Annotated in this window: 24 protein-coding genes; 14 read left to right on the top strand and 10 right to left on the bottom strand. The window is 61.4% G+C overall.

Annotated elements, in window-relative coordinates; all coding sequences use genetic code 11:
* Positions 1–29 precede the first annotated feature (29 nt).
* The 3 genes from V7747_RS07960 to puuE are packed head-to-tail and all read right to left on the bottom strand — an operon-like array spanning position 30 to position 2,323.
* Entirely contained in the window at positions 30–527 is a 498-nt protein-coding gene (locus V7747_RS07960) for an ureidoglycolate lyase (protein WP_335615511.1), read from the bottom strand.
* A 12-nt stretch (positions 528–539) separates the two neighbouring features.
* Positions 540–1,385 (bottom strand): bifunctional allantoicase/(S)-ureidoglycine aminohydrolase, encoded by an 846-nt coding sequence (locus tag V7747_RS07955; RefSeq protein ID WP_335615510.1) that lies wholly within the window; start codon positions 1,383–1,385, stop codon positions 540–542.
* A complete protein-coding gene (puuE, locus tag V7747_RS07950) occupies positions 1,382–2,323 on the bottom strand; it encodes an allantoinase PuuE (RefSeq protein ID WP_335615509.1) in 942 nt (313 codons plus the stop codon). The genes V7747_RS07955 and puuE overlap by 4 nt, the downstream gene beginning before the upstream one ends.
* Before the next feature lie 180 nt (positions 2,324–2,503).
* Between puuE and V7747_RS07945 the strand changes: the two genes are divergently transcribed.
* Positions 2,504–3,247 (top strand): aspartate/glutamate racemase family protein, encoded by a 744-nt coding sequence (locus V7747_RS07945; RefSeq protein WP_335615508.1) that lies wholly within the window; start codon positions 2,504–2,506, stop codon positions 3,245–3,247.
* Between the two features lie 117 nt (positions 3,248–3,364).
* The gene (locus V7747_RS07940; protein ID WP_335615507.1) at positions 3,365–4,723 is read left to right on the top strand and encodes an NCS1 family transporter; all 1,359 of its coding nucleotides are present in this window, start codon (positions 3,365–3,367) and stop codon (positions 4,721–4,723) included.
* A 55-nt stretch (positions 4,724–4,778) separates the two neighbouring features.
* Here the strand turns inward: V7747_RS07940 and V7747_RS07935 are convergent, their stop codons facing one another.
* Complete coding sequence (locus V7747_RS07935) at positions 4,779–5,552, bottom strand: GntR family transcriptional regulator (RefSeq protein WP_335615506.1); 774 nt, start codon at positions 5,550–5,552, stop codon at positions 4,779–4,781.
* 82 nt (positions 5,553–5,634) lie between these two features.
* Complete coding sequence (locus tag V7747_RS07930) at positions 5,635–6,888, bottom strand: DUF2254 domain-containing protein (protein ID WP_335615505.1); 1,254 nt, start codon at positions 6,886–6,888, stop codon at positions 5,635–5,637.
* Between the two features lie 144 nt (positions 6,889–7,032).
* Between V7747_RS07930 and gmk the strand changes: the two genes are divergently transcribed.
* The 4 genes from gmk to V7747_RS07910 all read left to right on the top strand — a co-directional run bounded on the left by gmk (position 7,033) and on the right by V7747_RS07910 (position 10,627).
* Positions 7,033–7,656 carry a guanylate kinase gene (gene gmk / locus V7747_RS07925; protein WP_335615504.1) on the top strand — a complete coding sequence of 208 codons (624 nt, stop codon included), beginning with the start codon at positions 7,033–7,035 and terminating at the stop codon, positions 7,654–7,656.
* 105 nt (positions 7,657–7,761) lie between these two features.
* Positions 7,762–8,019: a DNA-directed RNA polymerase subunit omega gene (gene rpoZ, locus V7747_RS07920; protein ID WP_335615503.1), complete on the top strand. Its 258-nt coding sequence runs from the start codon at positions 7,762–7,764 to the stop codon at positions 8,017–8,019.
* A gap of 64 nt (positions 8,020–8,083) precedes the next feature.
* On the top strand, positions 8,084–10,231 hold the full coding sequence (gene spoT, locus V7747_RS07915; protein WP_335615502.1) for a bifunctional GTP diphosphokinase/guanosine-3',5'-bis pyrophosphate 3'-pyrophosphohydrolase: 2,148 nt from the start codon (positions 8,084–8,086) through the stop codon (positions 10,229–10,231).
* Positions 10,232–10,246: 15 nt separating this feature from the next.
* Positions 10,247–10,627 (top strand): RidA family protein, encoded by a 381-nt coding sequence (locus tag V7747_RS07910; RefSeq protein ID WP_335615501.1) that lies wholly within the window; start codon positions 10,247–10,249, stop codon positions 10,625–10,627.
* Positions 10,628–10,693: 66 nt separating this feature from the next.
* Here V7747_RS07910 and V7747_RS07905 read toward each other — a convergent pair whose 3' ends face one another.
* Entirely contained in the window at positions 10,694–11,119 is a 426-nt protein-coding gene (locus tag V7747_RS07905) for an OsmC family protein (protein WP_335615500.1), read from the bottom strand.
* A 214-nt stretch (positions 11,120–11,333) separates the two neighbouring features.
* Here V7747_RS07905 and V7747_RS07900 point away from each other — a divergent pair, with 214 nt between their 5' ends.
* Positions 11,334–12,620, top strand: a complete 1,287-nt coding sequence (locus V7747_RS07900) for a PQQ-dependent sugar dehydrogenase (protein ID WP_335615540.1) — start codon at positions 11,334–11,336, stop codon at positions 12,618–12,620.
* 3 nt (positions 12,621–12,623) lie between these two features.
* On the opposite strand, the gene V7747_RS07895 is transcribed toward V7747_RS07900, so the two are convergent.
* Entirely contained in the window at positions 12,624–13,466 is an 843-nt protein-coding gene (locus V7747_RS07895) for an NAD-dependent epimerase/dehydratase family protein (RefSeq protein WP_335615499.1), read from the bottom strand.
* Positions 13,467–13,620: 154 nt separating this feature from the next.
* Here V7747_RS07895 and V7747_RS07890 point away from each other — a divergent pair, with 154 nt between their 5' ends.
* The 3 genes from V7747_RS07890 (at position 13,621) to V7747_RS07880 (ending at position 18,119) form a co-directional block, all read left to right on the top strand.
* Positions 13,621–14,535 (top strand): hydrogen peroxide-inducible genes activator, encoded by a 915-nt coding sequence (locus V7747_RS07890; RefSeq protein ID WP_335615498.1) that lies wholly within the window; start codon positions 13,621–13,623, stop codon positions 14,533–14,535.
* Positions 14,532–16,616: an ATP-dependent DNA helicase RecG gene (gene recG / locus V7747_RS07885; RefSeq protein WP_335615497.1), complete on the top strand. Its 2,085-nt coding sequence runs from the start codon at positions 14,532–14,534 to the stop codon at positions 16,614–16,616. Before V7747_RS07890 ends, recG begins: the two co-directional genes overlap by 4 nt.
* Before the next feature lie 102 nt (positions 16,617–16,718).
* Complete coding sequence (locus tag V7747_RS07880) at positions 16,719–18,119, top strand: HDOD domain-containing protein (protein ID WP_442909206.1); 1,401 nt, start codon at positions 16,719–16,721, stop codon at positions 18,117–18,119.
* A gap of 62 nt (positions 18,120–18,181) precedes the next feature.
* Here V7747_RS07880 and V7747_RS07875 read toward each other — a convergent pair whose 3' ends face one another.
* The 3 genes from V7747_RS07875 to V7747_RS07865 all read right to left on the bottom strand — a co-directional run bounded on the left by V7747_RS07875 (position 18,182) and on the right by V7747_RS07865 (position 20,013).
* Positions 18,182–18,454, bottom strand: coding sequence for an HU family DNA-binding protein (locus tag V7747_RS07875; protein ID WP_092287169.1), 273 nt, complete (start codon positions 18,452–18,454; stop codon positions 18,182–18,184).
* 200 nt (positions 18,455–18,654) lie between these two features.
* Positions 18,655–19,821 (bottom strand): NAD(P)/FAD-dependent oxidoreductase, encoded by a 1,167-nt coding sequence (locus V7747_RS07870; RefSeq protein WP_335615495.1) that lies wholly within the window; start codon positions 19,819–19,821, stop codon positions 18,655–18,657.
* A gap of 24 nt (positions 19,822–19,845) precedes the next feature.
* Positions 19,846–20,013: a rubredoxin gene (locus tag V7747_RS07865; RefSeq protein WP_092287165.1), complete on the bottom strand. Its 168-nt coding sequence runs from the start codon at positions 20,011–20,013 to the stop codon at positions 19,846–19,848.
* Between the two features lie 193 nt (positions 20,014–20,206).
* On the opposite strand from V7747_RS07865, the gene V7747_RS07860 reads away from it, so the two are divergent.
* From V7747_RS07860 to phoR, 4 genes are all read left to right on the top strand, one after another.
* Complete coding sequence (locus V7747_RS07860) at positions 20,207–20,728, top strand: chorismate--pyruvate lyase family protein (protein WP_335615494.1); 522 nt, start codon at positions 20,207–20,209, stop codon at positions 20,726–20,728.
* A 26-nt stretch (positions 20,729–20,754) separates the two neighbouring features.
* Positions 20,755–21,645: a 4-hydroxybenzoate octaprenyltransferase gene (ubiA, locus tag V7747_RS07855; RefSeq protein WP_335615493.1), complete on the top strand. Its 891-nt coding sequence runs from the start codon at positions 20,755–20,757 to the stop codon at positions 21,643–21,645.
* A 112-nt stretch (positions 21,646–21,757) separates the two neighbouring features.
* Positions 21,758–22,447 carry a phosphate regulon transcriptional regulator PhoB gene (gene phoB / locus V7747_RS07850; RefSeq protein WP_335615492.1) on the top strand — a complete coding sequence of 230 codons (690 nt, stop codon included), beginning with the start codon at positions 21,758–21,760 and terminating at the stop codon, positions 22,445–22,447.
* Positions 22,448–22,512: 65 nt separating this feature from the next.
* Entirely contained in the window at positions 22,513–23,805 is a 1,293-nt protein-coding gene (gene phoR / locus V7747_RS07845) for a phosphate regulon sensor histidine kinase PhoR (protein ID WP_335615491.1), read from the top strand.
* Positions 23,806–23,807 lie beyond the last annotated feature (2 nt).

The raw sequence follows: 23,807 nt of genomic DNA, 5'->3' as shown, positions 1-23,807 counted from the left end.
CCGGCACGCTACGCCCGGCCACCCTTACGTCAGAGAACGACGCGGATACCGAGGGGGTACTCATCGCAGTTGTGCCCTGCACCGCCGCGATCCACCACCAGAAACTCGCCCTCCCGCTCCAGCACCGACTGGATCGCGTGCCAAGTACCGATACGGTAGTTGACGCCCTGCCGACCGTCGGTAATGAAGGCCCGCACCTCGGCCGGATCAATAGTGTCGCCCGGCGGCGCTACCACGATCAGGAACTGCTCTTCGTGCAGCGGCATAAAAGCCTGACTGCCCAGCGGGTGTCGCTCGAGAAAGCTCAACTCCAATGGCACCTGTACCGGCTGGCTGACAAAGATGCTGATCAATACCCGCGCCTCATCACCAGCCACTTCAACTCTGGCCAGATCATGATGCCGACGGGTACGGCCTGAGTTGATCAGGAAGTGCTCGGAGCTGCGCGAGTCGATCACCTCGCCGAAAGCCGCGAAGGCCTCCGGTGTCAGTGGCTGCGCGGTAAGCTGCAATACGTCAGCGGCCATTTCGATCACTCCTCAGCGCGCAAAGGTCGGCAACTTCATGTGACGGTTGACGTCCTTGTACAGCAGGTAGCGGAATGGGCCCGGGCCGCCAGCGTAGCAGGCCTGCGGGCAGAAGGCGCGCAGCCACATGTAGTCACCGGCTTCGACTTCAACCCAATCCTTGTTCAGCAGATACACCGCCTTGCCTTCCAGCACATAGAGGCCGTGCTCCATGACGTGGGTTTCGGCGAAGGGAATCGCGCCGCCGGGCTGGAAGTTGACGATGTTGACGTGCATGTCGTGGCGCATATCGCTCATGTCGACAAAACGCGTGGTGCTCCAGGCGCCGTCGGTACCGGGCATCACCAGTGGCTCAATGTCGTTCTCGTTGGTAACAAAGGCTTCCGGCGCGTCGATACCCTCGACTTTCTGGTAGGCCTTGCGTATCCAGTGAAAGCGCACCACGGCGCCGGAATCGTTGCGCACCTGCCAGTCACTGGCCGGGGGAATAAAAGCGTAACCCCCTTCTTTCATCTGATGCTGCTGACCATTGAGGGTTAGCGTCATGCCGCCTTCAACGATGAACAGCACGCCTTCGGCTGTGGCGTCGGTTTCCGGCTTGTCACTGCCGCCGCCCGGTTGCACTTCCATGATGTACTGCGAAAAGGTCTCGGCGAAGCCTGAGAGCGGACGCGACAGCACCCACAGACGCGTGCCGGTCCAGAACGGCAGGTGGCTGGTGACGATGTCGCGCATTACGCCCTTGGGGATCACCGCATAGGCCTCGGTGAAGGCTGCGCGGTCGGTGGTCAGCTGGGTCTGCGGCGGGTGACCCCCGGTCGGCGCGTAATAGCTGCGAGGTATGGCTGGCTTGGTCATGCTGACTCCTGGGTCTGTATGGGATGATGCGTGGCCCAGTGACGGGCGATATCGACGCGCCGTGTCACCCAGACCCGATCATGGGATTCGATGTAATCAAGAAAGCGCTGCAGCGCACGGAACCGCCCCGGCCGACCGATCAGCCGGCAGTGCAGGCCGATCGACAGCATTTTCGGCAGTTCTTCCCCTTCAGCGTAGAGCACGTCGAAGGCGTCTTTCAGGTACTGGAAAAAGTGCTCGCCGGTATTGAAGCCCTGCGGCGAAGCAAAGCGCATATCGTTGGTATCCAGCGTGTAGGGCACGATCAGGTGGTTGTGCAGCTCGCCCTGGCTGTCGGCCTCGCGGGTCCAGAACGGCAGATCGTCGCCGTAATAGTCGCTGTCATACAAGAACCCACCCTGATCCAGCAGCAGGCGGCGGGTATTCGGGCTGTCGCGGCCGGTGTACCAACCCTCCGGCTGTGCACCGTACAGGCGCTGAAATATCTCCAGTGCACGCTGCAGGTGCTCGCGCTCCACAGCTTCGGGGATGTTCTGATAGTGGATCCAGCGCCAGCCGTGGCAGGCGATTTCATGGCCCAACTCCTGGAATGCCTGTGCCACCTCCGGGTGGCGCTCCAGCGCCATGGCCACACCAAAGACGGTCAGCGGCAAGCCGCGCTTTTCAAACTCGTTCAGCAGCCGCCACACGCCTGCGCGCGAGCCGTATTCGTAGATGGACTCCATGCTCAGGTGGCGGTCGGCAAAGGCTTCGGCGCCGACTATCTCCGAGAGAAACTTCTCGGAGTGGCTGTCGCCATGCAGCACACAGTTTTCGCCGCCCTCTTCATAGTTCAGCACAAACTGCACGGCGATGCGGGCCTTGCCAGGCCAGTTGGCCTCGGGCGGGGTTCTGCCGTACCCAATCAGATCACGCGGGTAATGGGAGCTGTTGCTCATCGTGGTGTGTCCTTTCTCTACGTTTTTTACCGCCCGCACGCGGCTATGGCGCACAAGGCATGCTTATTGCGAACAATAAGCAGGGGCTATCTTTGGTTTTACATTCGATCAATTGTATACAATTATCAAATACTGTTGTGTACAAACAACAGACATCTCACTACCGAGCAGGCCAGAGCAATGCATATTCGCGTCATCAACCCCAATACCACCCGTGCCATGACCGAGACCATCGGCAGCGCTGCCACGGCAGCGGCCGCACCAGGCACCCTGATTACCGCCAGCCAGCCGAGCTGCGGACCGGTCTCGATCGAGAGCCACTTCGACGAGGCCGTCAGCGCGGTCGGCGTCCTGGAAGAAGTGCTTGCCGGCGAACGGGAAGGTGCCGACGCCTACATTATTGCCTGCTTTGGCGACCCTGGCCTGAATGCCGCACGGGAGCTGACCCGCGCACCGGTCATCGGCATCGCCGAGGCAGCGTTCCATGTTGCCAGCCTGATCAGCACACGCTTCTCAGTGGTGACCACCCTGCCCCGCACCGCCATCATCGCCGAGCACCTGCTCGATAGCTATGGCTTCAGCCATAGCTGCCGCAAGGTACGCGCGGCTGACATTCCAGTCCTGGAACTGGAAGACAATCCCGATCTGGCCCTGCAACTGATCATCGAAGAGTGTCTGCGCGCCAAGCGCGAAGACAACATCGGTGCCATCGTGCTCGGCTGCGGCGGCATGGCTGACCTGACACCACAGATTACTGAGGCCGTGGGCCTACCGATCGTCGAAGGAGTGACCGCCGCGGTCAAGCTGGCCGAAGCCGTAGTTGGGCTTGGGCTGGGCACCAGCAAGTTCGGCGACTTGGCGTTCCCGCGTCCGAAACCCTTTAGCGGCAGCTTTGCGCGCTATTCCAATCTCACGCTGGACTGACTACCACGCCACTGAACTGGGCGTGGTCGCTGCCAGCATCACCACCACTCGCAAGCAGTAAACGACAGCTGAACCTCCGGAGATAACAATGCACAACAAATGCCAAGAGGCTGCCTCATGAATACTGACATCAACACCGCCACCCTGAGCGGCCAACCGGCCGCCGCCAGCAAAGCGCCCGGCGAGGAATCACTGGCGCCGCAGAAAACCCGCATCATGGGCCGCGTGTCCTACCTGCTAGCCTGGTTCGGCGGCTGCGTTTCCATCGGGACCTTCACCATGGGTTCCAGCGTAGTCGGTACGCTTAATCTGCTGCAGGCCACGCTGGCGATCGCCATCGGTTGTTTCGTCATCGGCATTGCCCTGGTGCTCAATGGTGCCGCCGGCTACAAGTACGGCATTCCGTTCATGGTGCAAGCGCGCGCTGCCTTCGGTTTTGGCGGCACACGCCTGCCCGGCCTGGTGCGCGCGGTGCCGGCGATTGTCTGGTACGGCTTTCAGAGCTGGATCGGTGCCGGCGCGCTGAACATGGTGTCTGCCACCCTATTCGGCTTCGACAATCTGGTGTTTTTCTTTATTGCCTTCCAGTTCCTGCAGATCGGCCTGTCGGTCATGGGCTTTCAGGGCATCAAGTGGCTGGAGAATGTCGGCAGCGCCTTTATCCTCGCCTCGCTGGTCTACATGTTCTACAGCACGGTGCAGCGCTACGGCGATGAGCTGTCCACCAGCCTGCTGACCATGCAGGGCTCCTGGGGGCTGCCGTTCTGGAGTGCGACCATGCTGTTTCTGGGCATCTACAGCACCATGATCCTCAACGTCAGTGACTACTCGCGCGAGCACAAGCACGGCACTGGTCCCGGCCTGCTGACCACCATTTACTCGATGTCGATTCTGCCCTGCACGCTGTTCATGGGCCTGATCGGCTACATGGTGTCGGAAGCCACCGGCGTGGCGGATCCGATCCAGGTGTTTGCCAATGCGGTCGACAACACGCCGCTGCTGATGACCACACTGCTGTTCATTGCCTTTGCGCAGGTCACCACCAACGTGTTGAACAACGTAGTGCCGCCGACCTACGTGCTGATGGACGTGTTCAAGCTGAAGTTTCGCCCTGCCACCGTGATCGTTGGCCTGCTGGCCTTTGCCACTTTCCCTTGGAAACTGGTGAGTGATGATTCTGCCGCCGGGCTGCAGATCTTCGTGCAGACCTACTCCGCCTTCCTGGGCCCGATCTTCGCCATTCTGGTGGTCGACTATTATCTGCTACGCAAACGTACGCTGAACCTGGAGCACCTGTACGATGCCCAGGGGCCTTACCGGGGCGTCAACTATGCAGCACTGATCGCCACCGCCATCGGCGCTATCGTGGCGCTGAACATCGCCACCGTGTCTTGGTATGCCAGTCTGCTTCCCGCCGGATTGAGCTATTACCTGCTGATGCAGTACTGGGGACCCTGCCAGCGTTTCCGCCAGTAACCCGCACGGCGCCCGATCGCGCTCAGCCCGTCGCGCATGGGTGGCGCTGGGTCGGTTACCGGTAGGTAGCGAAGATATCGCGCAGATCCGGGGCCTCGTCTGGGGCCTCGTCAATCGACAGCGACGCTTCGATTGAGTCCAGATGGCGGCGCATGAAGGCCGCCGCCTGCTCACTGTCACCGGCCTGTAGCAGGTCGATCAACTGATTGTGATCATTGCATTCGCAGCCCAAATTCCCCGCATGCCCATAGACCGCCAGAATCAGTGACGAACGCGAGCACAGCTGACCCACAAAACGCGCCAGGGTCTGGTTACCTGCCAGCTCTGCCAAGCGCGCATGGAAGTCGGCCGAGAGGCGAATCGCAACACTCTGCTCGCGCCCCTGCAGAGCGTGCTGCTCGTCAGCGGCCAGCGCACGCAACTGCGCCAGTTCGGCGGGTTGAATGCGGGCGGCCAGACGCGCCATCAAAGCGCATTCGGTCAATCGCCGGGCATCAAAGATATCTCGCGCCTCTTCCGCAGAGGGTCGCGTCACCGCAGCCCCCTTCCCCGGCGTCAACGTAATCAATTGCTCCAGCGCCAAGCGTTGCAGCACCTTGCGAATGCCGGTGCGGCTGATGCCAAACACCTCGGCGAGGGCGTCCTCACGCAACCGTGCGCCGGGCTTGAGGCGGTGCTCGATCACCGCGTCGCTGATCGCGCGGTATATGGCATCCTGCCGCAACGCGCCCTTGGGCCGGCCAGAGGCCCTGTCGTCGCTCGCTAGCGGGGCGTCAGCAGGCTCGGGCTCAGCGCGGGTAGCGATTGGCGGCGAGCGGTGATCATTCATCAAAACGGTCTCTCGAATACAGGCAAACGGGGGGCCTATTGTATACAGCTGAGGGGGCGCCCGAGCAAAAACGTCAAGCCGATCAGCTCACCAGCGGGGCAGCGAGCGAGCGCACCTTGGCCAAGTCCTCTTCCAGGGTCATGGCTGTTTCAGCGCGCTTGAGGGCCAGCGCGGCGTGCCGCTGCGCCTCAGCCTGAAAACTGCCGCCTCTGGCCGCCAGCCCCTGATATACCTTTTGCAGCCGTGACTGCACCTCGATCAGGCTGGCACCGTCACGGGCAATCGGGGCAAACACATCATCGAACAAGTCGCCCAGGGCCAGCGGCGGCACGCTCACCTGCGGGTAGTGTATGGTTTTGGAGAGCACGGTGCCGGGGTCGGCAGGCCAGTACGACAGCGTGCGCACGCCCCGGCCGATCACATCAATCGCGGTGCCCGGGTCGTTCATCGCCGGTGACAGGGCCCGGGAGGCGATTTCCGCCAAGACCGCCAGACCGAAACGCGGATCCTGATCAAAGGAACGTTCCTTGCCCACGGTAAAGGCGGCGCACAACTGCGCGCGCGTTTGCTCATCGGCGTCTGCGTCCACCCAGGCCAGTGCTCGACCGGCCTGCACAAAGCCGCCTGGCAGCGCGGTAACGTGAACCCGCATGCCTTGGCCAACGACCGCCTCCTGCAGCTTTTCGACATCCACGTGCTGAACGTAACCCACACTCTGCGCATAGATCGGCACCACATCCGCCGGCAGGGCACCATCCAACCAAGGCCGCGCACCCATACAGGGGTTGTCGATGCGATGCTGTAACGCCGCCAGGGTCGCCTGCTCCACCCGGTCGGTGGTATCCCCCACGCGGCCAAACCGTGACAGGTGGTCGATCCAGCGCAACATGGTAATTACGATGATCAGGATGACCAGTAAGGTGAAAGCGAACAAGACGATGCGCCCGCGCTCGCCGTAGGCGTTCGTGCTCAGCGCGATGATCGCCACCAGACTGAACAGGAACGAGCCCAAGAAGGTACCCAGCACGTTCTGGGTGGTGGTGTCCTGCATCAGCAGACGCACGCCACGGGGCGTCACGCTGGTGGTCGCCGCCGCGTAGGCCGACACCATCACGGTGAGCGAGAAGGTGGTCACCGTCAGCATGCTGGAGGCCAGGATATTCAGAATCGGCTCCACCGAGTCAGCGCCGATACTCAGCGGAAAATCCTCGGGCATCACGCGATCGGCGGCGGTGGCGAGCAAGGCCGCAAACACCGCCAGCAGTGCGAACAAGGACGCTCGTAACCAGAGCATGCGGGTCAGCTGCGCCAGCAGCCACTGCCATTTGGAGATCATACCGATGCGCATCCTGTTGCCGTTTGACCAGTGCTGACAGCTTAACGGATTGCGTCAGACAAAGGTTACCCATGACGGCGGCGGGCAATGTCCCTATAATTTGCGCCATTCCCCCTACCAACGACCCGCAGGAAATTGTTTCTGATGAGCCACGCCACCGGCACCCTGTACATCGTCTCCGCCCCCTCAGGCGCAGGCAAGACCAGCCTGGTCAAGGCGCTGCTGGAGCAGACCGACAACCTGCACGTGTCTGTTTCGCACACCACGCGTACCATGCGCCCAGGCGAAATAGACGGCGTCAACTACCACTTCACGAGCCGCGAGCGCTTTATGGAGCTGGTGGGCCATGGCGACTTTCTCGAACATGCCGAGGTCTTTGGCAATCTCTACGGCACCTCGCAGAGTACCGTTGAAACGACCCTCGCCGAAGGTCATGACCTGATCCTCGAGATCGACTGGCAAGGCGCGCAGCAGGTACGTCACAAGCTGCCGCAGGCGCACTCGATATTCATTTTGCCTCCGTCGCAAAGCGCCCTGCGCGAACGCCTGACCCAGCGCGGCCAGGATGCCGGTGAAGTGATCGACAAGCGCATGGCCGAGGCCGTGGCCGAGATGAGCCACTACGTCGAATTCGACAGCCTGGTGATCAACGACGACTTCACTACGGCGCTCGATGACCTCAAGGCCATCCTGCGCGCCAAGCACCTGCAGACGAACTCGCAGCAATCGCGCCACACCCGCCTGTTACAGGCGCTCTTGTCAGACTGAGGCGCAATTAAGTAAACTGCTCGGTCCTGCGTTATTATCAAGCTGCTGCTAGGCCTTGATAGCAGCGCAACCCGATTTCACTGATACCCGTTCCGGAGTAACACCATGGCCCGCGTCACCGTTGAAGACTGCCTGGAAAATGTAGAAAACCGTTTTGAGCTGGTCATGCTGGCCTCCAAGCGCTCACGTCAGCTGGCCACCGGCGGCAAAGATGCCAAGGTAGCCTGGGAAAACGACAAGCCGACCGTGGTTGCCCTGCGCGAAATTGCTGAAGGCCTGGTGACCAACCAGATCATGGCTGAAGAAGCCCTGCAGGATCAGCAAGAACCGCTGTACTCGCTGGAAGCCGACGAAGCCGAGTAAGCAGATTGCGCAGGCCGGGCATTCCTGACGTATACGTCCATCTGGTTGGACGCAGGAGAGCTACATGTCTGCGATAGAAGTTTTTGCCGACAACCTCGGCAGTTATCTCGAGCCGGAGCAGGTCAACCTGGTCCGGCGCGCGTATTTCTACGCCGAACAGGCGCACGACGGCCAGACCCGTCGCAGTGGTGAGCCCTACGTCACCCACCCCCTCGCGGTAGCCCACATTCTTGCCGACATGCACATGGATCATCAAAGCCTGATGGCCGCCATGCTGCACGATGTGATCGAAGACACCGGCATCCCCAAGGATGCGCTGGTCGCGCAGTTCGGCGATACCGTGGCCGAGCTGGTCGACGGCGTCAGCAAGCTGACCCAGATGACCTTCGAGACCAAGGCTGAAGCGCAAGCCGAAAACTTCCAGAAAATGGCGCTGGCCATGGCGCGCGACATTCGCGTGATTCTGGTCAAGCTGGCCGACCGCCTGCACAACATGCGCACACTGGGCGCACTGGCACCGGAAAAGCGTCGCCGCATCGCCAAGGAAACCCTGGAAATCTACGCCCCTATCGCAGCGCGTCTGGGTATGCATAGCCTGAGCACCGAGTTTGAGGATCTGGGCTTCAAGGCCATGTATCCGATGCGCTCGCAGTTGATTGACCGGGCCGTGCGCAGCGCCCGTGGCAACCGCAAGGAGCTACTGAACAAGATCCTGGAGTCCCTGCAGGCCTGCCTGGAACGCGAAGGCTTACCGGGCAAGGTCATGGGTCGCGAGAAGCATCTGTATGGCATCTACCAGAAGATGCGCGGCAAACGTAAAGCCTTCACCGAGATCATGGACGTCTACGCCTTCCGCATCATCGTCGACAAGGCCGACACCTGCTACCGCGTACTCGGCGCAGTGCACAGCCTCTACAAGCCCTTCCCCGGCCGCTTCAAGGATTACATCGCCATCCCCAAGGCCAACGGCTACCAGTCACTGCATACCACGCTGTTCGGCATGCACGGCGTCCCCATCGAGATCCAGATTCGCACCGAAGAGATGGAAGAGCTGGCTAATAGCGGCATCGCTGCGCATTGGGTGTACAAGTCCAAGGACGACGTGATCAACGGTAACCATGCGCGTACCCGTCAGTGGCTGAAGAGCGTGCTGGAACTGCAGCAGAACGCCGGCAACTCGCTGGAGTTCATCGAAAACGTCAAGATCGACCTGTTCCCCGATGAAGTCTACATCTTCACCCCAAAAGGCCGCATCATGGAGCTGCCCAAGGGTTCTACGCCAGTCGACTTCGCCTATGCGGTGCATACCGATGTGGGCAACAGCTGTATCGCCTGTCGCGTCAACCGTCGCCTGGCGCCGCTGTCAGAGCCCCTGCAAAGTGGTGAGACGGTCGAAGTTATCACCGCGCCTGGGGCCCGCCCCAATCCAGCCTGGCTGAGCTTCGTGATTACCGGCAAGGCGCGCAGCAACATCCGTCACTTCCTCAAGCATCAGCGCCATTCTGAGTCCATTGCACTGGGCGAGCGGCTGCTCGACAAAGTGTTGACCAGCTTTGATACCCACCTGGGCGATATTCCCCAGCCCCGCATTGATCGGGTGTTGAAGGACTGCGGCATGGAGCACCTGGAAGACCTGCTGTCGGACATCGGTCTGGGCAACCGCATGGCGTATGTGGTCGCCCGCCGACTGCTGGCGGCGGACGGCAATGTAGAAGAGACCGAAAAGCAACGCATCGACCAGAGCCAGGACGACACCGGCAGCGGCGAAAGCCCACTGGCAATTCGCGGCACGGAAGGGCTCGTGGTCAGTTTTGCACGGTGCTGCAACCCGATTCCGGGCGACCCGATTGTCGGCTACCTGTCATCCGGCAAGGGTATGGTTATTCACCAAGAGAACTGTAAAAATCTGGTCGACAGCCGCCATAACACCGAAAAAACCATGCATCTGACATGGGACAAAGATGTCAGCGGCGAATTTACAGTAGAGCTCAGGGTCGAACTGGAACACCAGCGCGGCATCATTGCCCAGCTGGCCACCGGCATCACCGTCGCCGATGCCAGTATCGACAAGATCAGCGTTGACGAACGCGACGGCCGTATCAGCGTCGTTCAACTGGTCATCCGGGTGCGCGACCGCCTGCACCTGTCACAACTCATCAAACGCATCCGCTCGCTCAATGGCGTGATGCGTATTACCCGTCTGAAAAACTGATTTCCCGGAGCACAAATGAACAAGCAAGTCATCACCAGCGAGCAGGCACCTGCCGCGATCGGTCCCTATTCCCAGGCCATTAAAGTTGGCAACACGGTTTACCTGTCGGGCCAGATTCCGCTCGACCCGGCCACCATGGAAGTGGTTGAAGGCTTTGAAGCCCAGGTCTGCCGCGTGTTCGACAACCTGACCGCCGTTGCCGAAGCCGCCGGTGGCCAGCTGCAGGACATCGTCAAGCTGAACATCTTCCTGACCGACTTGGGCAACTTCGCCAAGGTCAACGAGATCATGGAGCGTTACTTCGAGAAGCCCTACCCGGCCCGCGCGGCGATTGGCGTTGCCGCACTGCCCAAGGGCGTGCCGGTAGAAATGGATGGCATCATGGTGGTTGGCTGAGCCGCCAGCACAAACAAAACAGGCTGGGGCGCAACGCCCCAGCCTGCATGAACCAACAGCGTGAACTCAGCCTTTCAGGCTGGCGTCCAGACTGATATCCGCCTTCAGCAGTTTTGAAATCGGGCAGCCGCTCTTGGCTTTGCCAGCAATCTCATCAAACTCCTTTTGCTCAATACCCGGGATCGCTGCGCTCATGGTCAGCGCGACCGCAGTCACGGCAAAGCCATCGTCCTGTTTGCTCAAGGTGACCACAGCTTGGGTATCGACGCTGTCCGGCGTGTAGCCCGCCTCGCCCAGCAGCATGGAAAAAGCCATCGAAAAGCAGCCCGCGTGCGCCGCACCAATCAACTCTTCCGGGTTGGTGCCGGGTTGATCCTCAAAGCGGGTATTGAAGCCGTAAGGGTTAGCCTTGAGCGCACCGCTCTCGGTCGAAATAGTACCTTTGCCTTCCTTCAGCGAACCTTCCCAGTGTGCGGATGCTGACTTTTTCATCTGTTTCTCCTCGTTTTACGAGTTGCGCCGCTGACCGATTGACCAGCGGAGTGATGCGGAATCGAGCCAGCCGGGTGAACATCCCCGTCCTGAACGGGTCAGTGATAGAGGTTATCCAGCAGCTCACCTAAACTGAGCTTTTCTCCGGCTGCCTTAACACCGACAAGGAAATACCGTGAATAATTCCCCACGCGTCTGTTTACCACTCCTCGGTATGGCGCTGATCCTCAGCGGTTGCAGCAGCAACCAACCGGCTCTGCCGATCACCGCCGGCATGGGACCGCACCCCGCCCTACCCGAGCCACAGACGGGTTTACTACCCATTGTGAACATCGCCCCTGCCGTCGGATGGCCGTCCGGGGGCAAGCCGACGGCCGCCAAGGGTCTGCAGGTTCAGGCTTTTGCCCGCGGGCTGGATCATCCACGTTGGTTGCACGTCCTACCCAATGGCGATGTACTGGTGGCCGAAACCAACGCGCCCGAACGGCCCGAAGACAGTGGCGGCGTGAAAGCCTGGCTGACCCAAAAGGCCATGGCCAAGGCGGGCGCCGCCACGCCCAGCGCGGACCGCATCAGCCTGCTGCGAGACAGCGATGGCGATGGCATCGCAGATCAGCGCACGGTTTTCATCGCCGGCCTGCATTCACCCTTCGGCATGGCGCTGATCGGTAACGATTTATATGTCGCCAACACCGACGGCGTGCTGCGCTTTCCCTACCGCGCTGACCAGACACAGATCACCACGCCCGGCGAGCCAGTTACCCACCTGCCCGCCGGCCCGCTCAACCATCATTGGACCAAGAATCTGATCGCCAGCCCGGACGGCAGCAGGCTCTATGCCACGGTTGGCTCCAACAGCAACATCGCAGAAAACGGTCTGGAACAGGAACAGGGCCGCGCCGCCATCTGGGAGATCAATCCGACTGACGGCAGCAAACGGCTGTATGCCAGTGGCCTGCGCAACCCCGTTGGCATGGCGTGGGAGCCCTACAGCGGCGAACTATGGACGGTGGTCAATGAACGCGATGGGCTGGGCAACGATCTGGTGCCCGACTACATGACTTCGGTAGCGGACGGCGGCTTCTACGGCTGGCCGTGGAGCTACTTCGGCTCGCATGAGGATGCACGGGTCCAGCCGGGCAACCCCGCTATGGTGGCCAAGGCGCTGAAGCCCGATTACGCCCTGGGCTCACATACCGCCTCGCTTGGTTTGAGCAACGCGGTGGGCAGCCGCCTGCCTGCGCCCTTTACCGAAGGGCTGTTTATTGGCCAGCACGGCTCCTGGAATCGCGAGCCGCCTAGCGGCTACAAGGTACTGTTTGTGCCCTTCAAGGAAGGCCGCCCGAATGATGCGCCCTACACCGTGCTCGACGGCTTCCTGAATGCTCAGGGCGAAGCCCAGGGCCGTCCGGTCGGCGTTGCAATAGACGGAGCAGGTGCGCTGCTGGTCGCCGATGACGTGGGTAACATCATCTGGCGCGTAAGCAGCACCCAGCCTTGAGCCTCAGTCTTTCAGCAACTCGGCGTAGCCTTCACGATAACCGGGATACGCGGGCTGCCAGCCGGATTCGCGGGCCAGCGCATTGCTGCAGCGCTTGCTACCGCTACGGGTTGATCGCGCCCCATCAGCCTGCAGCCGGGTTCCCAACTGCGCGGCCAGCCAGCTGGTGACCTCGAACAGACTGGCTGGCTCGTCGTCCACGCCCAGATAACAGGGCGCCAGCAGCTCACGCCGTTCGGCCAGCGCCAACAGGTGCGCGAGTAGCCCAGCAGCATCATCGCGATGAATCCGGTTGGTGTACTGGGGGGGCACTTCCGCGACCTGCAAGCCCGCGCGCACCTGCTCGATCAACCGATTGCGGCCAGGGCCGTAAATGCCACCCAACCGCACCACGCTGGCCGGCACGCCGCTGCGCAACGCCACATCCTCCGCCGCCAGCAACTGCGCCGCGGTGGGGGTATCAGCCTCTGCGCGGCTATTTTCAGTGACCCATTCGCCCTCCGATTGCGCGTAAACAGCGGTGCTGGAGACCTGCAACAGGTGCTGCAATTGCTGCCGGCTTTCACTGATCCAGCCCAGTACATGCTGCAAACCCTCAACGTACAGCCGTTGATACAGCTCGACGTCGCGCTTGCCTGCCGCCGGACAGTACACCAAGTAGTCGACCTTGGCCGGCCAGTCCGCCGGCTTGGCAGGCTGGGTGAGATCGGCCGCGATGGGCAAAATGCCTTCGGGCAACAACGACGGATCACGCCGCAAGCCGTATACCTGCCAACCGCGCGCGTGCAACGCCAGTCCCAGGGCCGTACCCACATCGCCACAACCGGCAATGACCACCTGCTTCATAACCACCTCATTGATAAGTGTCAGGGGCACACTCTAGCAGGCCGCGCGGCAGAGATAACCTTGTGTGCGCTGCCCTCTGATTGTTTTACTCTATCGACCAAAGGGCTATGCTAGAGCCCGACCCTTCCCAGTTGCCAGCGCAGGCCGCGACGTCATGACCCTGACCGAATTACGCTACATCGTCACCCTCGCCCAGGAACAGCATTTCGGCCACGCTGCCGAACGCTGCCACGTGTCCCAGCCAACGCTCAGCGTGGGGGTAAAGAAGCTGGAGGAAGAGCTGGGCATCATGATTTTCGAGCGCAGCAAGAGCGCGGTGCGGGTTACCCCGATCGGCGAACGCATCGTCGCCCAGGCGCAAAAGGTACTGGAAGAGGCGCTGGCCATCCGCGAGTTGGCCAGCGCCGGCAAGAACCAGCTGGCCGCGCCACTAAAGGTCGGCGCCATCTACACCATCGGGCCCTACCTGTTTCCGCACCTGGTGCCGCAGCTGCACAAGGTGGCCCCGGAAATGCCGCTATACATCGAGGAAAACTTCACCCACGTGCTGCGCGACAAACTGCGCAATGGCGATCTGGATGCCATCATCATCGCGTTGCCGTTCCAGGAGCCGGACGTACTCACCAAGCCGCTGTACGACGAGCCCTTCAGCCTGCTGATCCCGGCCAGCCATCCCTGGGCCGAGCGCACCAACGTGAGCCTCGACGAGCTGGACGACAACAAACTGCTTTTGCTCGGTGAAGGCCATTGTTTCCGCGACCAGGTGCTGGAAGCCTGCCCGACGCTGCGCAAGGGCGATGAGCAGCACAAGCACACCACGGTGGAATCCAGCTCACTGGAAACCATTCGACATATGGTCGCCTCCGGTATCGGCATGACGGTGCTGCCGATGTCCGCCGCCGATGATCGCTACTACAGCTCGGAGTTGCTGGTCACCAAAAGCTTTGCCGCACCCGCACCCTACCGCACGGTGGCCATTGCCTGGCGCGCCAGTTTCCCAAGGCCCAAGGCAGTAGAAATACTCAGCGACTCAATACGCCTGTGCTCGGTGGGCCAGCCGCCCAAGTGAGCAGCGTTACGGAACACACACCGCTGACAGTGCTCAAGGGCATAGGCCCGGCATTGGCAGAAAAGCTCGGTAAGCTCGGCCTGAACAGTGTGCAGGACGTGCTCTTCCACCTGCCATTACGCTACCAGGATCGTACCCGGGTGACGCCAATCGGCGCGTTGCAGCCGGGCCTCGACGCGGTAATAGAAGGGGTCGTAGTCGCCGCTGATGTCGTTATGGGGCGGCGGCGCAGTCTGATGTGTCGTATTCAGGATGGCAGCGGCACTATCAGCCTGCGTTTCTACTACTTTTCAGCCGCACTCAAGGCCAACCTGAGCCGCGGCAGCCACTGGCGTTGTTACGGCGAGGTACGCCCAGGTGCCTCGGGACTGGAGATCTATCACCCCGAGATGCAGAATCTTGATGGTGCCCAGACGCTGCCGGTCAACGAGACCCTGACGCCCATCTATCCCGCTACCGAGGGCCTGTCGCAACAGCGCCTGCGCAGCTTGAGCGAAGCCGCACTAAGCTGGCTGAACAATGGCAATCACCTGCCTGAATGGTTGCCGCCCGAGCTGACGGCCGCATACCAGCTGCCATCGCTTCATCAGGCCGTTCAGATCCTACACCGACCGCCGCCCGACATTGACCTCGAAGCCTTGCAGGATGGGCGGCATTGGGCCCAGCATCGTCTCGCCTTCGAGGAGCTGATGGCGCACCAGTTGGCGATGCTGCGCTTGCGTGCGCAGATGCGCGCGCACCACGCCCCGGTCATGCAGGCTAAAGGTACGCTGGCCAAGGCCTTTTTACAGCAGCTGGGCTTCCCGCTGACCGGCGCCCAGGCGCGCATCGCCGAAGAGATACTGGCTGATCTGCGCCAGCCCCAACCCATGCTGCGCCTGGTGCAAGGCGATGTCGGAGCAGGTAAAACCGTGGTCGCTGCGCTGGCTGCGCTGCAGGCACTGGAAGCCGGTTGGCAGGTGGCCTTGATGGCACCCACCGAGATTCTTGCCGAACAGCACTTCAACAATTTCCAGCGCTGGTTTTCCGCTCTGGGCCTGTCAGTGGCCTGGATCGCCGGCAAGCTCAAGGGCAAAGCCCGTGCCAATCAACTACAGATGATCGCCACCGGTGAGGCGGCGATGATTGTCGGGACCCACGCGCTGTTCCAGCAGGAGGTACAGTTTCACAACCTGGGACTGGCGATCATCGACGAACAGCACCGCTTTGGTGTTCAGCAACGCCTGGCGTTGCGTGACAAGGGCGCCGCCGGCGGCTTCTCACCGCACCAGTTGATCATGACCGCCACGCCCATCCCACGCACCCTGGCGATGAGCGCCTACGCCGATCTGGACACCTCGGTACTGGATGAACTTCCACCCGGACGCACGCCGGTCAACACCGTTCTAGTGTCGGACAGCCGCCGCCCGGAGGTGATCGAGCGGGTACGTGCCGGCTGCGCCGAAGGCCGCCAGGCCTACTGGGTCTGCACGCTGATCGAGGAATCCGAGCAGTTGCAGGCGCAGGCGGCAGAAAGCGCCTGGGAAGATCTGTGCAACAGTCTGCCGGAGCTGTCCATCGGGCTGATCCACGGTCGCATGAAGGCCGGCGAAAAGGCCGAGATCATGGCGGCATTCAAGGGCGGAGACCTGCACTTGTTGGTCGCCACTACGGTCATCGAGGTTGGCGTGGATGTGCCCAACGCCAGCCTGATGGTGATCGAGAACCCCGAGCGCCTGGGCCTGGCGCAACTGCATCAGTTGCGCGGCCGGGTCGGACGGGGCAGCGCCGCCAGCCATTGTGTACTGCTCTACCACGCGCCGCTTTCAGCCCTGGGGCGGGAACGACTGGGTATCATGCGCGAAAGTAGCGACGGCTTTGTGATTGCGGAAAAGGACCTTGCCCTGCGCGGCCCCGGCGAGGTGCTGGGCACGCGCCAGACCGGGCTGGTGCAGTTCCGCGTTGCTGACCTGGTGCGCGATGCCGACCTGCTGCCGGAGGTACAACAGGCCGCGCAACAACTGGCCAGCCGCTACCCCGGCCACGTGCAACCCCTGCTGGACCGCTGGATAGCCCAGGGCCAGCATTTTGCGCAAGTCTGAGGCCGGCTATGCTCGAAGGGTCGGGCAGCCATGCTAATATCGAAGAAAAGCCTGACACCCTGAGCCCGTCTCAGCCTACGGATCAAGGAAAGCGCAATGACCATTGAAGCAGCCCGCGACACCCACGGCACCAGCCTGCCTGATCTTATTGAAAAGCTCCTGCAACAGCAGGGTATCGCTTACCAGTTGCGGCCTGTCGCGTATGCCGGGCCGGCAGCCCAGCAAGTGCAGGCTTGCCTGCTGTGCGACAGCATCGGCACCGTGCTGTCGCTGATTCCCAAAGACCATCTGCTTGACTTGAAACGCGTTGGCAGCCTGCTCGGCCGCGACCTGCAACCAGTGCGCGACGGCGAGTTACAGCGCATTCTGAGCAAACATCAGCTAAGCGAGTTGCCGGGGCTACCCATCCTGTTCAACTCACCCTGCGTGTGCGAGCAGAGTCTGCTCGACTACAGCTACGTCAGCCTCGATAGCGGTCTGCCTGGCTGGTGCCTGCAACTCAGCCAGGACGACGCTCGCACGCTGCTGGCCAAGGCCAGCATGGCCCGCTTCGCCGTCCCCCTGAGCAGCCTGAGCGATCCGGCAGGCAGCCCCGAGCAGGACAGCCAGGACCTGACCGACGCCGTACAGAACTTCACTGCCCTGCGCATGAAGCAGCGACTGGAAGAAACAATCGAAATTCCCCCACTGCCAGAGTCCGCGCAGAAGATCATGAAGCTGCGGGTCAATCCCGATGCCGACATTGAAGATCTGGCCGATGTGGTGGAAACCGACCCCAGCCTTGCCGCTCAGGTGGTCAGCTGGGCCGCCTCGCCCTACTACGCGGCGCCCGGCAAGATTCGCTCGGTAGAAGATGCCATCGGTCGCGTGCTGGGCTTTGATCTGGTGATCAATCTCGCCGTGGGCCTGGCGCTGGGCAAGACCTTCAAATTGCCCAAGGATGCCCCCGAGCGCAGCACGCCCTACTGGGAACAGGCCATCTATACCGCCGCCGTGATCGAAGGTCTGGCCAAAGCCATGCCCCGCGATCGGCGCCCCGAGCTGGGCCTGAACTACCTCGCCGGGCTGCTGCACAACTTTGGCTACCTGGTCCTGGCCTACATCTTCCCGCCGTATTTCAAGATGATCTGCCGTCATGTGGAGGCCAACCCCCATGTGGCACCGCACCTGATTGAGCAGCACCTGATCGGGGTAACGCGTGATCAAATCGGCAGCTGGCTGTCACGCTGCTGGGACATGCCCGATGAGGTCAGCATCGCGCTGCGCCACCAGCACAACCCGCACTATCAGGGTGAAGAGCATGTGTATGCCAATCTGGTGTACCTGACCCTGGCGCTACTCAGCCGACATCAGATTGGTTCGGGTCCACAGATGCCGATTCCAGACGCACTGCTGACACGTCTTGGCCTGAGCGAGGACAAGGCGGAAGAAGTCGTGGGCAAGGTGTTGGAGGCGCGCGATGCGCTGCGGGTGCTGGTCAACAATTATCAGGCGGCGAACTGACAGCACCGAAGAAGGACTTTCAGTAACAGGGGCCGAGGCTCGGCCCCTGTTACGCAGTGCAATCAGTTGACGGCGTCTTTGAGACTCTTGCCTGGCTTGAAAGACACTGTGTTACTGGCTTTGATCTGAACGGGAGCGCCGGTTTGCGGGTTTTTGCCGGTACGGGCACCGCGATGACGTTGCAGGAAGGTTCCAAAACCAACCAGGGTCACTGAATCCTGGCGGCTGAGGGCTTGAGTGATTTCATCCAGTACGGCATTGAGTACTCGGTTTGCCTGATCCTTGCTCAGGTCCGCCTTGTCGGCAATCGCCGCCGCGAGATCCGGTTTACGCATATAAAGCCTCATTAATCTGTTGTTTTTGTTGTTACCGCCGCATCCTCGCAGCGGGAGTGATTAGGCACCCGGACGCAAGGCCCAGGCGCTCTGCCACAGCCCGTTCAGCATGGCACGACTGATTCGATTACGCCAGCCGCCATAGGGCCTAAGCCGTGCCGCAAACCACATTTTCCCGACAAAAGGCCAAAGTGCCTCATTCAGTCTTCGAGGGGCAGCAGCCAACCGGGCAATTCACGGGTCAGTTTGAGCTTCTCTGCGACCCGGTTGCCGGTCAGGGCAAAGCCGTGCAGCTGGCCCTGCTCATCGTGAAATAGCGCCTGCAGATCCGCACCTTCACCGCTCGTGCTCCAGTGTCCGGATTCGGCTGTGAGCGGCGGAGCGACGACCAGCGGGCAGGCCGGTGTCTTGACCACCACCGGCATCGCCGGGTAGCTCAGGGCACTGCGATCACCGCACAGGGTCTTGGCCAGAGCGCGCGCAGCCGTCATCAGCGGCATCACATACATCAAATTCAGGCCTTGCACCTCGGCACAGTCACCCAGCGCGTAGATGTGCGGCTGACTGGTCGCCAGGTGCCGATCCACCACTATGCCTCGGCCGATCTCCAGTCCGGCCTGCTCGGCCAACGCCAAGCGCGGCGACAGACCGATGGCAGACAGTGCCTGATCGGCATTGACCTGACTGCCGTCGTCCAGGCGCAGCTGCACGCCCTGTTCGTTGCCTTCAAATGATTCAATCGCGCAGCCCAGATGAAAGACCACGCCAAGCGCTTCCAATTGTGCCTGCACAGCCGCGGCCACGGGTTCGGGAATCAGCTGCGGCATAAGATAAGGATCGGAGGCGACCACGGTCACCTCAAACCCCCCGGCCACCAGGTCGTTAGCAAACTCGCAGCCAATCAGGCCCGCGCCGATGATGACCACCCGATGCTTGCCCTGCACAGCGGCGCGGAAGCGGCCGTAATCGTGCAGATCGTTGATCGACAGCAGCCGCTCACCCAGCTCATCGGCCCAGGGCAGACGGCGCGGTTCGGCACCCACCGCCAGCACCAGCTCGGAATATGCCTGCTCACAATCACCGAGTAGCACGCGGCGTTGCTGCGCATCAATTGCGGTCACCTGGGTACGCTCAAGCACCCGGGCATTCAGTTGCTCGGCCATACCGGCGGCGCTGTGCGCAGCCAGCTCGTCGGCTTCCTTGGCCTTGGCGAAGCCGGTGGACAGCAATGGCTTGGAATAAAAGCGGCCATCATCGGCGGTAATCAGCACCAGTTCACGTTCTGCGTCCAGCTTGCGCACTTCCTTGGCCAGGTTGTAACCCGCCAATCCGGTGCCCACGATAACCAGCGGGGCCTTATCACTCACCTGCGTATCTCCCTGCCAGCGGCGTCAGCCAATCTCGATCATTTCAAAGTCTTCCTTGCCTACACCGCAGTCCGGACACATCCAGTCTGCTGGAACATCTTCCCAAGGCGTACCGGCGGCAATGCCGTCATCTGGCCAGCCCTCGGCTTCGTCATAAATGAAACCACACACGATGCACTGCCACTTCTTCATTGCTGCTACCCACATAAAAAATTGGAATCAATCTGCTGGCGACACTACCGCAATTGCAATGCAAGTCCAAGGCCAGGCCATGAGCTGGCCCGCTGTAACGGTGCGTATCAGCGCCTGCCAGCGCGGTGCAGCGGTGTTTCGTGGTACTCTGCCGACCACCCGTTAAACCGCCCGCCGGAGATGTCCTTTCGCAATGCTGCCCGACTGGTTTGCCACCGACTGCCACCCGGCACCGCCCCCTGTTCCCCTGTTCAACTGGCTGTGTGCCGAAGGCTCACTGACCCAGCGGCTGACCGACGCCGGCAACGATGATTTCCGGGTTGAACTGCTCGCCCAGGAGGAGCAGCCCGCGCGCACGGATGAGGCGCAGGCGCTCGGCATTGCTACCGGGCAACCCGTTTGGGTACGCCAGGTATTGCTGCATACCGATGGTGCACCCAGGGTATTTGCGCGCTCGGTAGCCCCGCTCAGCGCACTCGGCAGCGCTGCCGTCGAACTCAACGGCCTGGGTACCACCAGTCTGGGCCACTTGCTGTTTCGCAACCCGCAGATTCGTCGCGGACCAATCGAGATCTCGCGCTACCCGGCCGCATGGCTGCCTTGCGCATGGCAAGCCGAGGGGCTTTGGGCACGGCGTTCACACTTTTCCGACGGCGACTTGCAGCTGCTGGTCTGTGAAGTATTCTTGCAGGGCTGGCCGCCGGCCGGCACCTGAACCTTCATCCTGTCTGGAGTGACACCTTGCTGGGTCTGCTGATCAAACCGCTGGGGCGCCTGCACCCGAAAGCCAACGATTACATTCAACTGATGCGGCTTGATCGCCCGATCGGCACCTATCTGCTGCTCTGGCCCACGCTCTGGGCCCTATGGCTGGCTGCCGAGGGCGTCCCCGGCACCGCCAACCTGATCATCTTTGTACTTGGCGTGATTCTTATGCGCGCCGCCGGCTGTGTGATCAACGACTATGCCGACCGCCATTTCGATGGCCACGTACGACGTACCCAGCAACGGCCGCTGGCCACCGGCCGTATCAGTGCCAAGCAGGCGCTGATCCTGTTTGCCGTACTGGTATCGCTCAGCGCCCTACTGGTGCTGTTTACCAACCAACTGACTATCATGCTGTCGTTCGGCGGCGTGGCGCTGGCCGCCTTGTACCCATTCTGCAAGCGCTTTACTTTCTATCCGCAGGTGGTGCTGGGCGCCGCGTTCTCCTGGGCGATCCCCATGGCCTTTGCGGCCGAAGCCGGCAACTTGCCACCGGCACTCTGGCTGCTGTTTCTAGCCAACCTGCTGTGGACCGTAGCCTATGACACCGAGTACGCCATGTGCGACCGCGAGGACGACCTGCGCATCGGCATCAAGTCTACCGCTATCCTGTTCGGCGAGGCCGACCGTGCCATCATCGGCATGCTGCAGGGACTGACGCTGCTCTGCCTGCTGCTGGTCGGTGCGCGCTTCGATCTGGGCCTTTACTACTACCTGGGGCTGCTGGGTATGGTGCTTGGCTTTGTCTGGCAACATTGGCTGATCCGTGAGCGTGACGCCGATGCCTGTCTGAGTGCTTTCCTGTCCAACCATTGGGCCGGCATGCTGGTGTTTATCGGCCTGGCGCTCGACTACTGGCTGGGTTGAAGAGGCGCAAGGCAGCACACTTTCATCGACCCGACCCGGTACGGTCACATAACTGAAATAAAAATGTTATCTAATCGGCGCATGTCAGAAATCTGCAACGAGACGGTAAACCATGTCAGGCAAAACCATTCTGATCGTCGATGACGAAGCTCCAATCCGCGAAATGATCGCGGTTGCACTGGAAATGGCAGGCTATGACTGCCTCGAAGCCGAAAACACCCAACAAGCGCACGCCAGCATCATCGACAGCAAGCCGGATCTGATCCTGCTCGACTGGATGTTGCCAGGCACGACCGGCATTGAGCTGGCGCGCCGCCTCAAGCGCGACGAGATGACCACGGATATCCCGATCATCATGCTCACCGCCAAGGGCGAAGAGGACAACAAGATTCAGGGCCTGGAAGTGGGCGCCGACGACTACATCACCAAGCCCTTTTCACCACGCGAGCTGGTCGCCCGCCTCAAGGCCGTACTGCGCCGTGCCGGCCCGGTCGACAGCGAAGCCCCCATCGAGGTTGCCGGCCTGCACCTTGATCCGGTCAGCCACCGCGTCACCATCGACGACAGCGCCGCTGAAATGGGTCCTACCGAATACCGACTGCTGCAGTTCTTCATGACCCACCAGGAACGCGCCTACACCCGCGGACAGTTGCTTGATCAGGTCTGGGGCGGCAATGTGTACGTGGAAGAGCGTACCGTTGACGTGCATATCCGCCGCCTGCGCAAGGCGCTTGGCAGCAACTACGAGCATCTGGTACAAACCGTGCGCGGCACCGGTTATCGGTTTTCGACCAAGGCTTGACGGCCGCGTGTGCGTGTAACTCACGAGCAACGGCACGCAGAAGTAGCTGAACCTAGGGAGCGCCTGTGAGTAAAAACAGTTTCAGTCGGGTCCTGGGTCAGCTGCTATTGCTGGTCCTGGCTTGCCTGCTGGTTGGCTGGATCATCAAGCAACCCGCCTGGACGCTGGTCTTCGGCCTTGGCTTCTATCTGGCCTGGACGCTGCGCCAGATGTCGCGCTTCTACGAATGGCTCAGCACCCATCCAAACGAGCCGCCCCCCGAAGCCAAAGGCGTCTGGGGCGAAATATTCGATAGCATCTACCACCTGCAGCGCCGCGATGGGCGCATGCGCGCGCGTTTGCAGGCTGTAATCGATCGGATTCAATCCTCCACCTCGGCGCTGCGCGATGCAGTGGTGATGATCGACAAGGACGGGCACCTGGAATGGTGGAACCACGCCGCCGAACGTCTGCTCGGCCTGCGCACCCCGGACGACAGTGGCCAGCACGTGAACAACCTGATTCGCGACCCACGTTTTATCGAGTTTTTCGAACAGGGTGATTTCCGCGAACCGCTGGAAATTCACTCGCCAATAGACCTCAATACCCAGCTGCAGTATGCCGTCACCCGCTACGGGCCGGGGGATCGTCTGATGGTCGTGCGCGACGTTACCCGACTGCACAATCTTGAGCAGATGCGCAAGGATTTTGTCGCGAACGTCTCCCATGAGTTGCGAACGCCGCTCACTGTCGTAGTCGGTTATGTAGAGACGCTGCTGGACAGTGAAGAGCAGATGAATCCGCGCTGGAAGCGGCCGCTGCAGCAGATGCAGCAGCAATCCAACCGCATGCAAAGCTTACTCAACGACCTGCTGCTGCTTGCTCGCCTGGAAACATCGGACCATACCAGTGAAGAGGAGAACGTGGACGTCGCGCCCATGCTGGAAAGCATTCGCAAGGATGCCCAGGCATTATCCGCCGAGCAGGGTCACCACATCCATCTGCAAATCGATGGCAATACCCAGCTGCAGGGCGTGGAGGGGGAGCTGCGCAGCGCGTTTTCCAACCTCGCGTTCAACGCGGTGAAGTACACCCCGGAACAGGGCGAGATACAGCTGCATTGGTGGAGTGATGACAAGGGTCAGCATCTGGCCGTCAAAGATAACGGCGTGGGCATCGCACCCCAGCACATCAACCGTCTGACCGAGCGTTTCTACCGTGTCGATTCAAGCCGCAGCACCAATACCGGCGGCACCGGACTGGGTCTGGCCATCGTCAAGCACGTGCTGCTGCGCCATCAGGGTCGCCTGGAGATACTCAGCAAGGCGGGCGAAGGCAGCACCTTCATCTGCCACTTTCCGGCCAAGCGCCGCCCCTGAGC

Origin of the sequence: Halopseudomonas sp. (genome assembly GCF_036960865.1) — a bacterium.
Taxonomy (GTDB): domain Bacteria; phylum Pseudomonadota; class Gammaproteobacteria; order Pseudomonadales; family Pseudomonadaceae; genus Halopseudomonas.
Note: the sequence above shows the minus strand (reverse complement) of the source record. Positions and strands in the feature narration are given on the sequence as shown.

What these genes read in the sequence shown, in the direction of transcription:
- rpoZ (WP_335615503.1), top strand. Translation starts at nt 7,762, where the DNA reads ATGGCCCGCGTCACCGTTGAAGACTGCCTGGAAAATGTAGAAAACCGT.
- V7747_RS07905 (WP_335615500.1), bottom strand. Translation starts at nt 11,119, where the DNA reads ATGAAAAAGTCAGCATCCGCACACTGGGAAGGTTCGCTGAAGGAAGGC.
- V7747_RS07890 (WP_335615498.1), top strand. Translation starts at nt 13,621, where the DNA reads ATGACCCTGACCGAATTACGCTACATCGTCACCCTCGCCCAGGAACAG.
- phoB (WP_335615492.1), top strand. Translation starts at nt 21,758, where the DNA reads ATGTCAGGCAAAACCATTCTGATCGTCGATGACGAAGCTCCAATCCGC.
- V7747_RS07895 (WP_335615499.1), bottom strand. Translation starts at nt 13,466, where the DNA reads ATGAAGCAGGTGGTCATTGCCGGTTGTGGCGATGTGGGTACGGCCCTG.
- V7747_RS07910 (WP_335615501.1), top strand. Translation starts at nt 10,247, where the DNA reads ATGAACAAGCAAGTCATCACCAGCGAGCAGGCACCTGCCGCGATCGGT.
- spoT (WP_335615502.1), top strand. Translation starts at nt 8,084, where the DNA reads ATGTCTGCGATAGAAGTTTTTGCCGACAACCTCGGCAGTTATCTCGAG.
- V7747_RS07875 (WP_092287169.1), bottom strand. Translation starts at nt 18,454, where the DNA reads ATGCGTAAACCGGATCTCGCGGCGGCGATTGCCGACAAGGCGGACCTG.
- V7747_RS07865 (WP_092287165.1), bottom strand. Translation starts at nt 20,013, where the DNA reads ATGAAGAAGTGGCAGTGCATCGTGTGTGGTTTCATTTATGACGAAGCC.
- V7747_RS07860 (WP_335615494.1), top strand. Translation starts at nt 20,207, where the DNA reads ATGCTGCCCGACTGGTTTGCCACCGACTGCCACCCGGCACCGCCCCCT.
- V7747_RS07940 (WP_335615507.1), top strand. Translation starts at nt 3,365, where the DNA reads ATGAATACTGACATCAACACCGCCACCCTGAGCGGCCAACCGGCCGCC.
- puuE (WP_335615509.1), bottom strand. Translation starts at nt 2,323, where the DNA reads ATGAGCAACAGCTCCCATTACCCGCGTGATCTGATTGGGTACGGCAGA.
- V7747_RS07955 (WP_335615510.1), bottom strand. Translation starts at nt 1,385, where the DNA reads ATGACCAAGCCAGCCATACCTCGCAGCTATTACGCGCCGACCGGGGGT.
- V7747_RS07900 (WP_335615540.1), top strand. Translation starts at nt 11,334, where the DNA reads ATGGCGCTGATCCTCAGCGGTTGCAGCAGCAACCAACCGGCTCTGCCG.
- V7747_RS07935 (WP_335615506.1), bottom strand. Translation starts at nt 5,552, where the DNA reads ATGAATGATCACCGCTCGCCGCCAATCGCTACCCGCGCTGAGCCCGAG.
- V7747_RS07945 (WP_335615508.1), top strand. Translation starts at nt 2,504, where the DNA reads ATGCATATTCGCGTCATCAACCCCAATACCACCCGTGCCATGACCGAG.
- V7747_RS07930 (WP_335615505.1), bottom strand. Translation starts at nt 6,888, where the DNA reads ATGATCTCCAAATGGCAGTGGCTGCTGGCGCAGCTGACCCGCATGCTC.
- V7747_RS07960 (WP_335615511.1), bottom strand. Translation starts at nt 527, where the DNA reads ATGGCCGCTGACGTATTGCAGCTTACCGCGCAGCCACTGACACCGGAG.
- gmk (WP_335615504.1), top strand. Translation starts at nt 7,033, where the DNA reads ATGAGCCACGCCACCGGCACCCTGTACATCGTCTCCGCCCCCTCAGGC.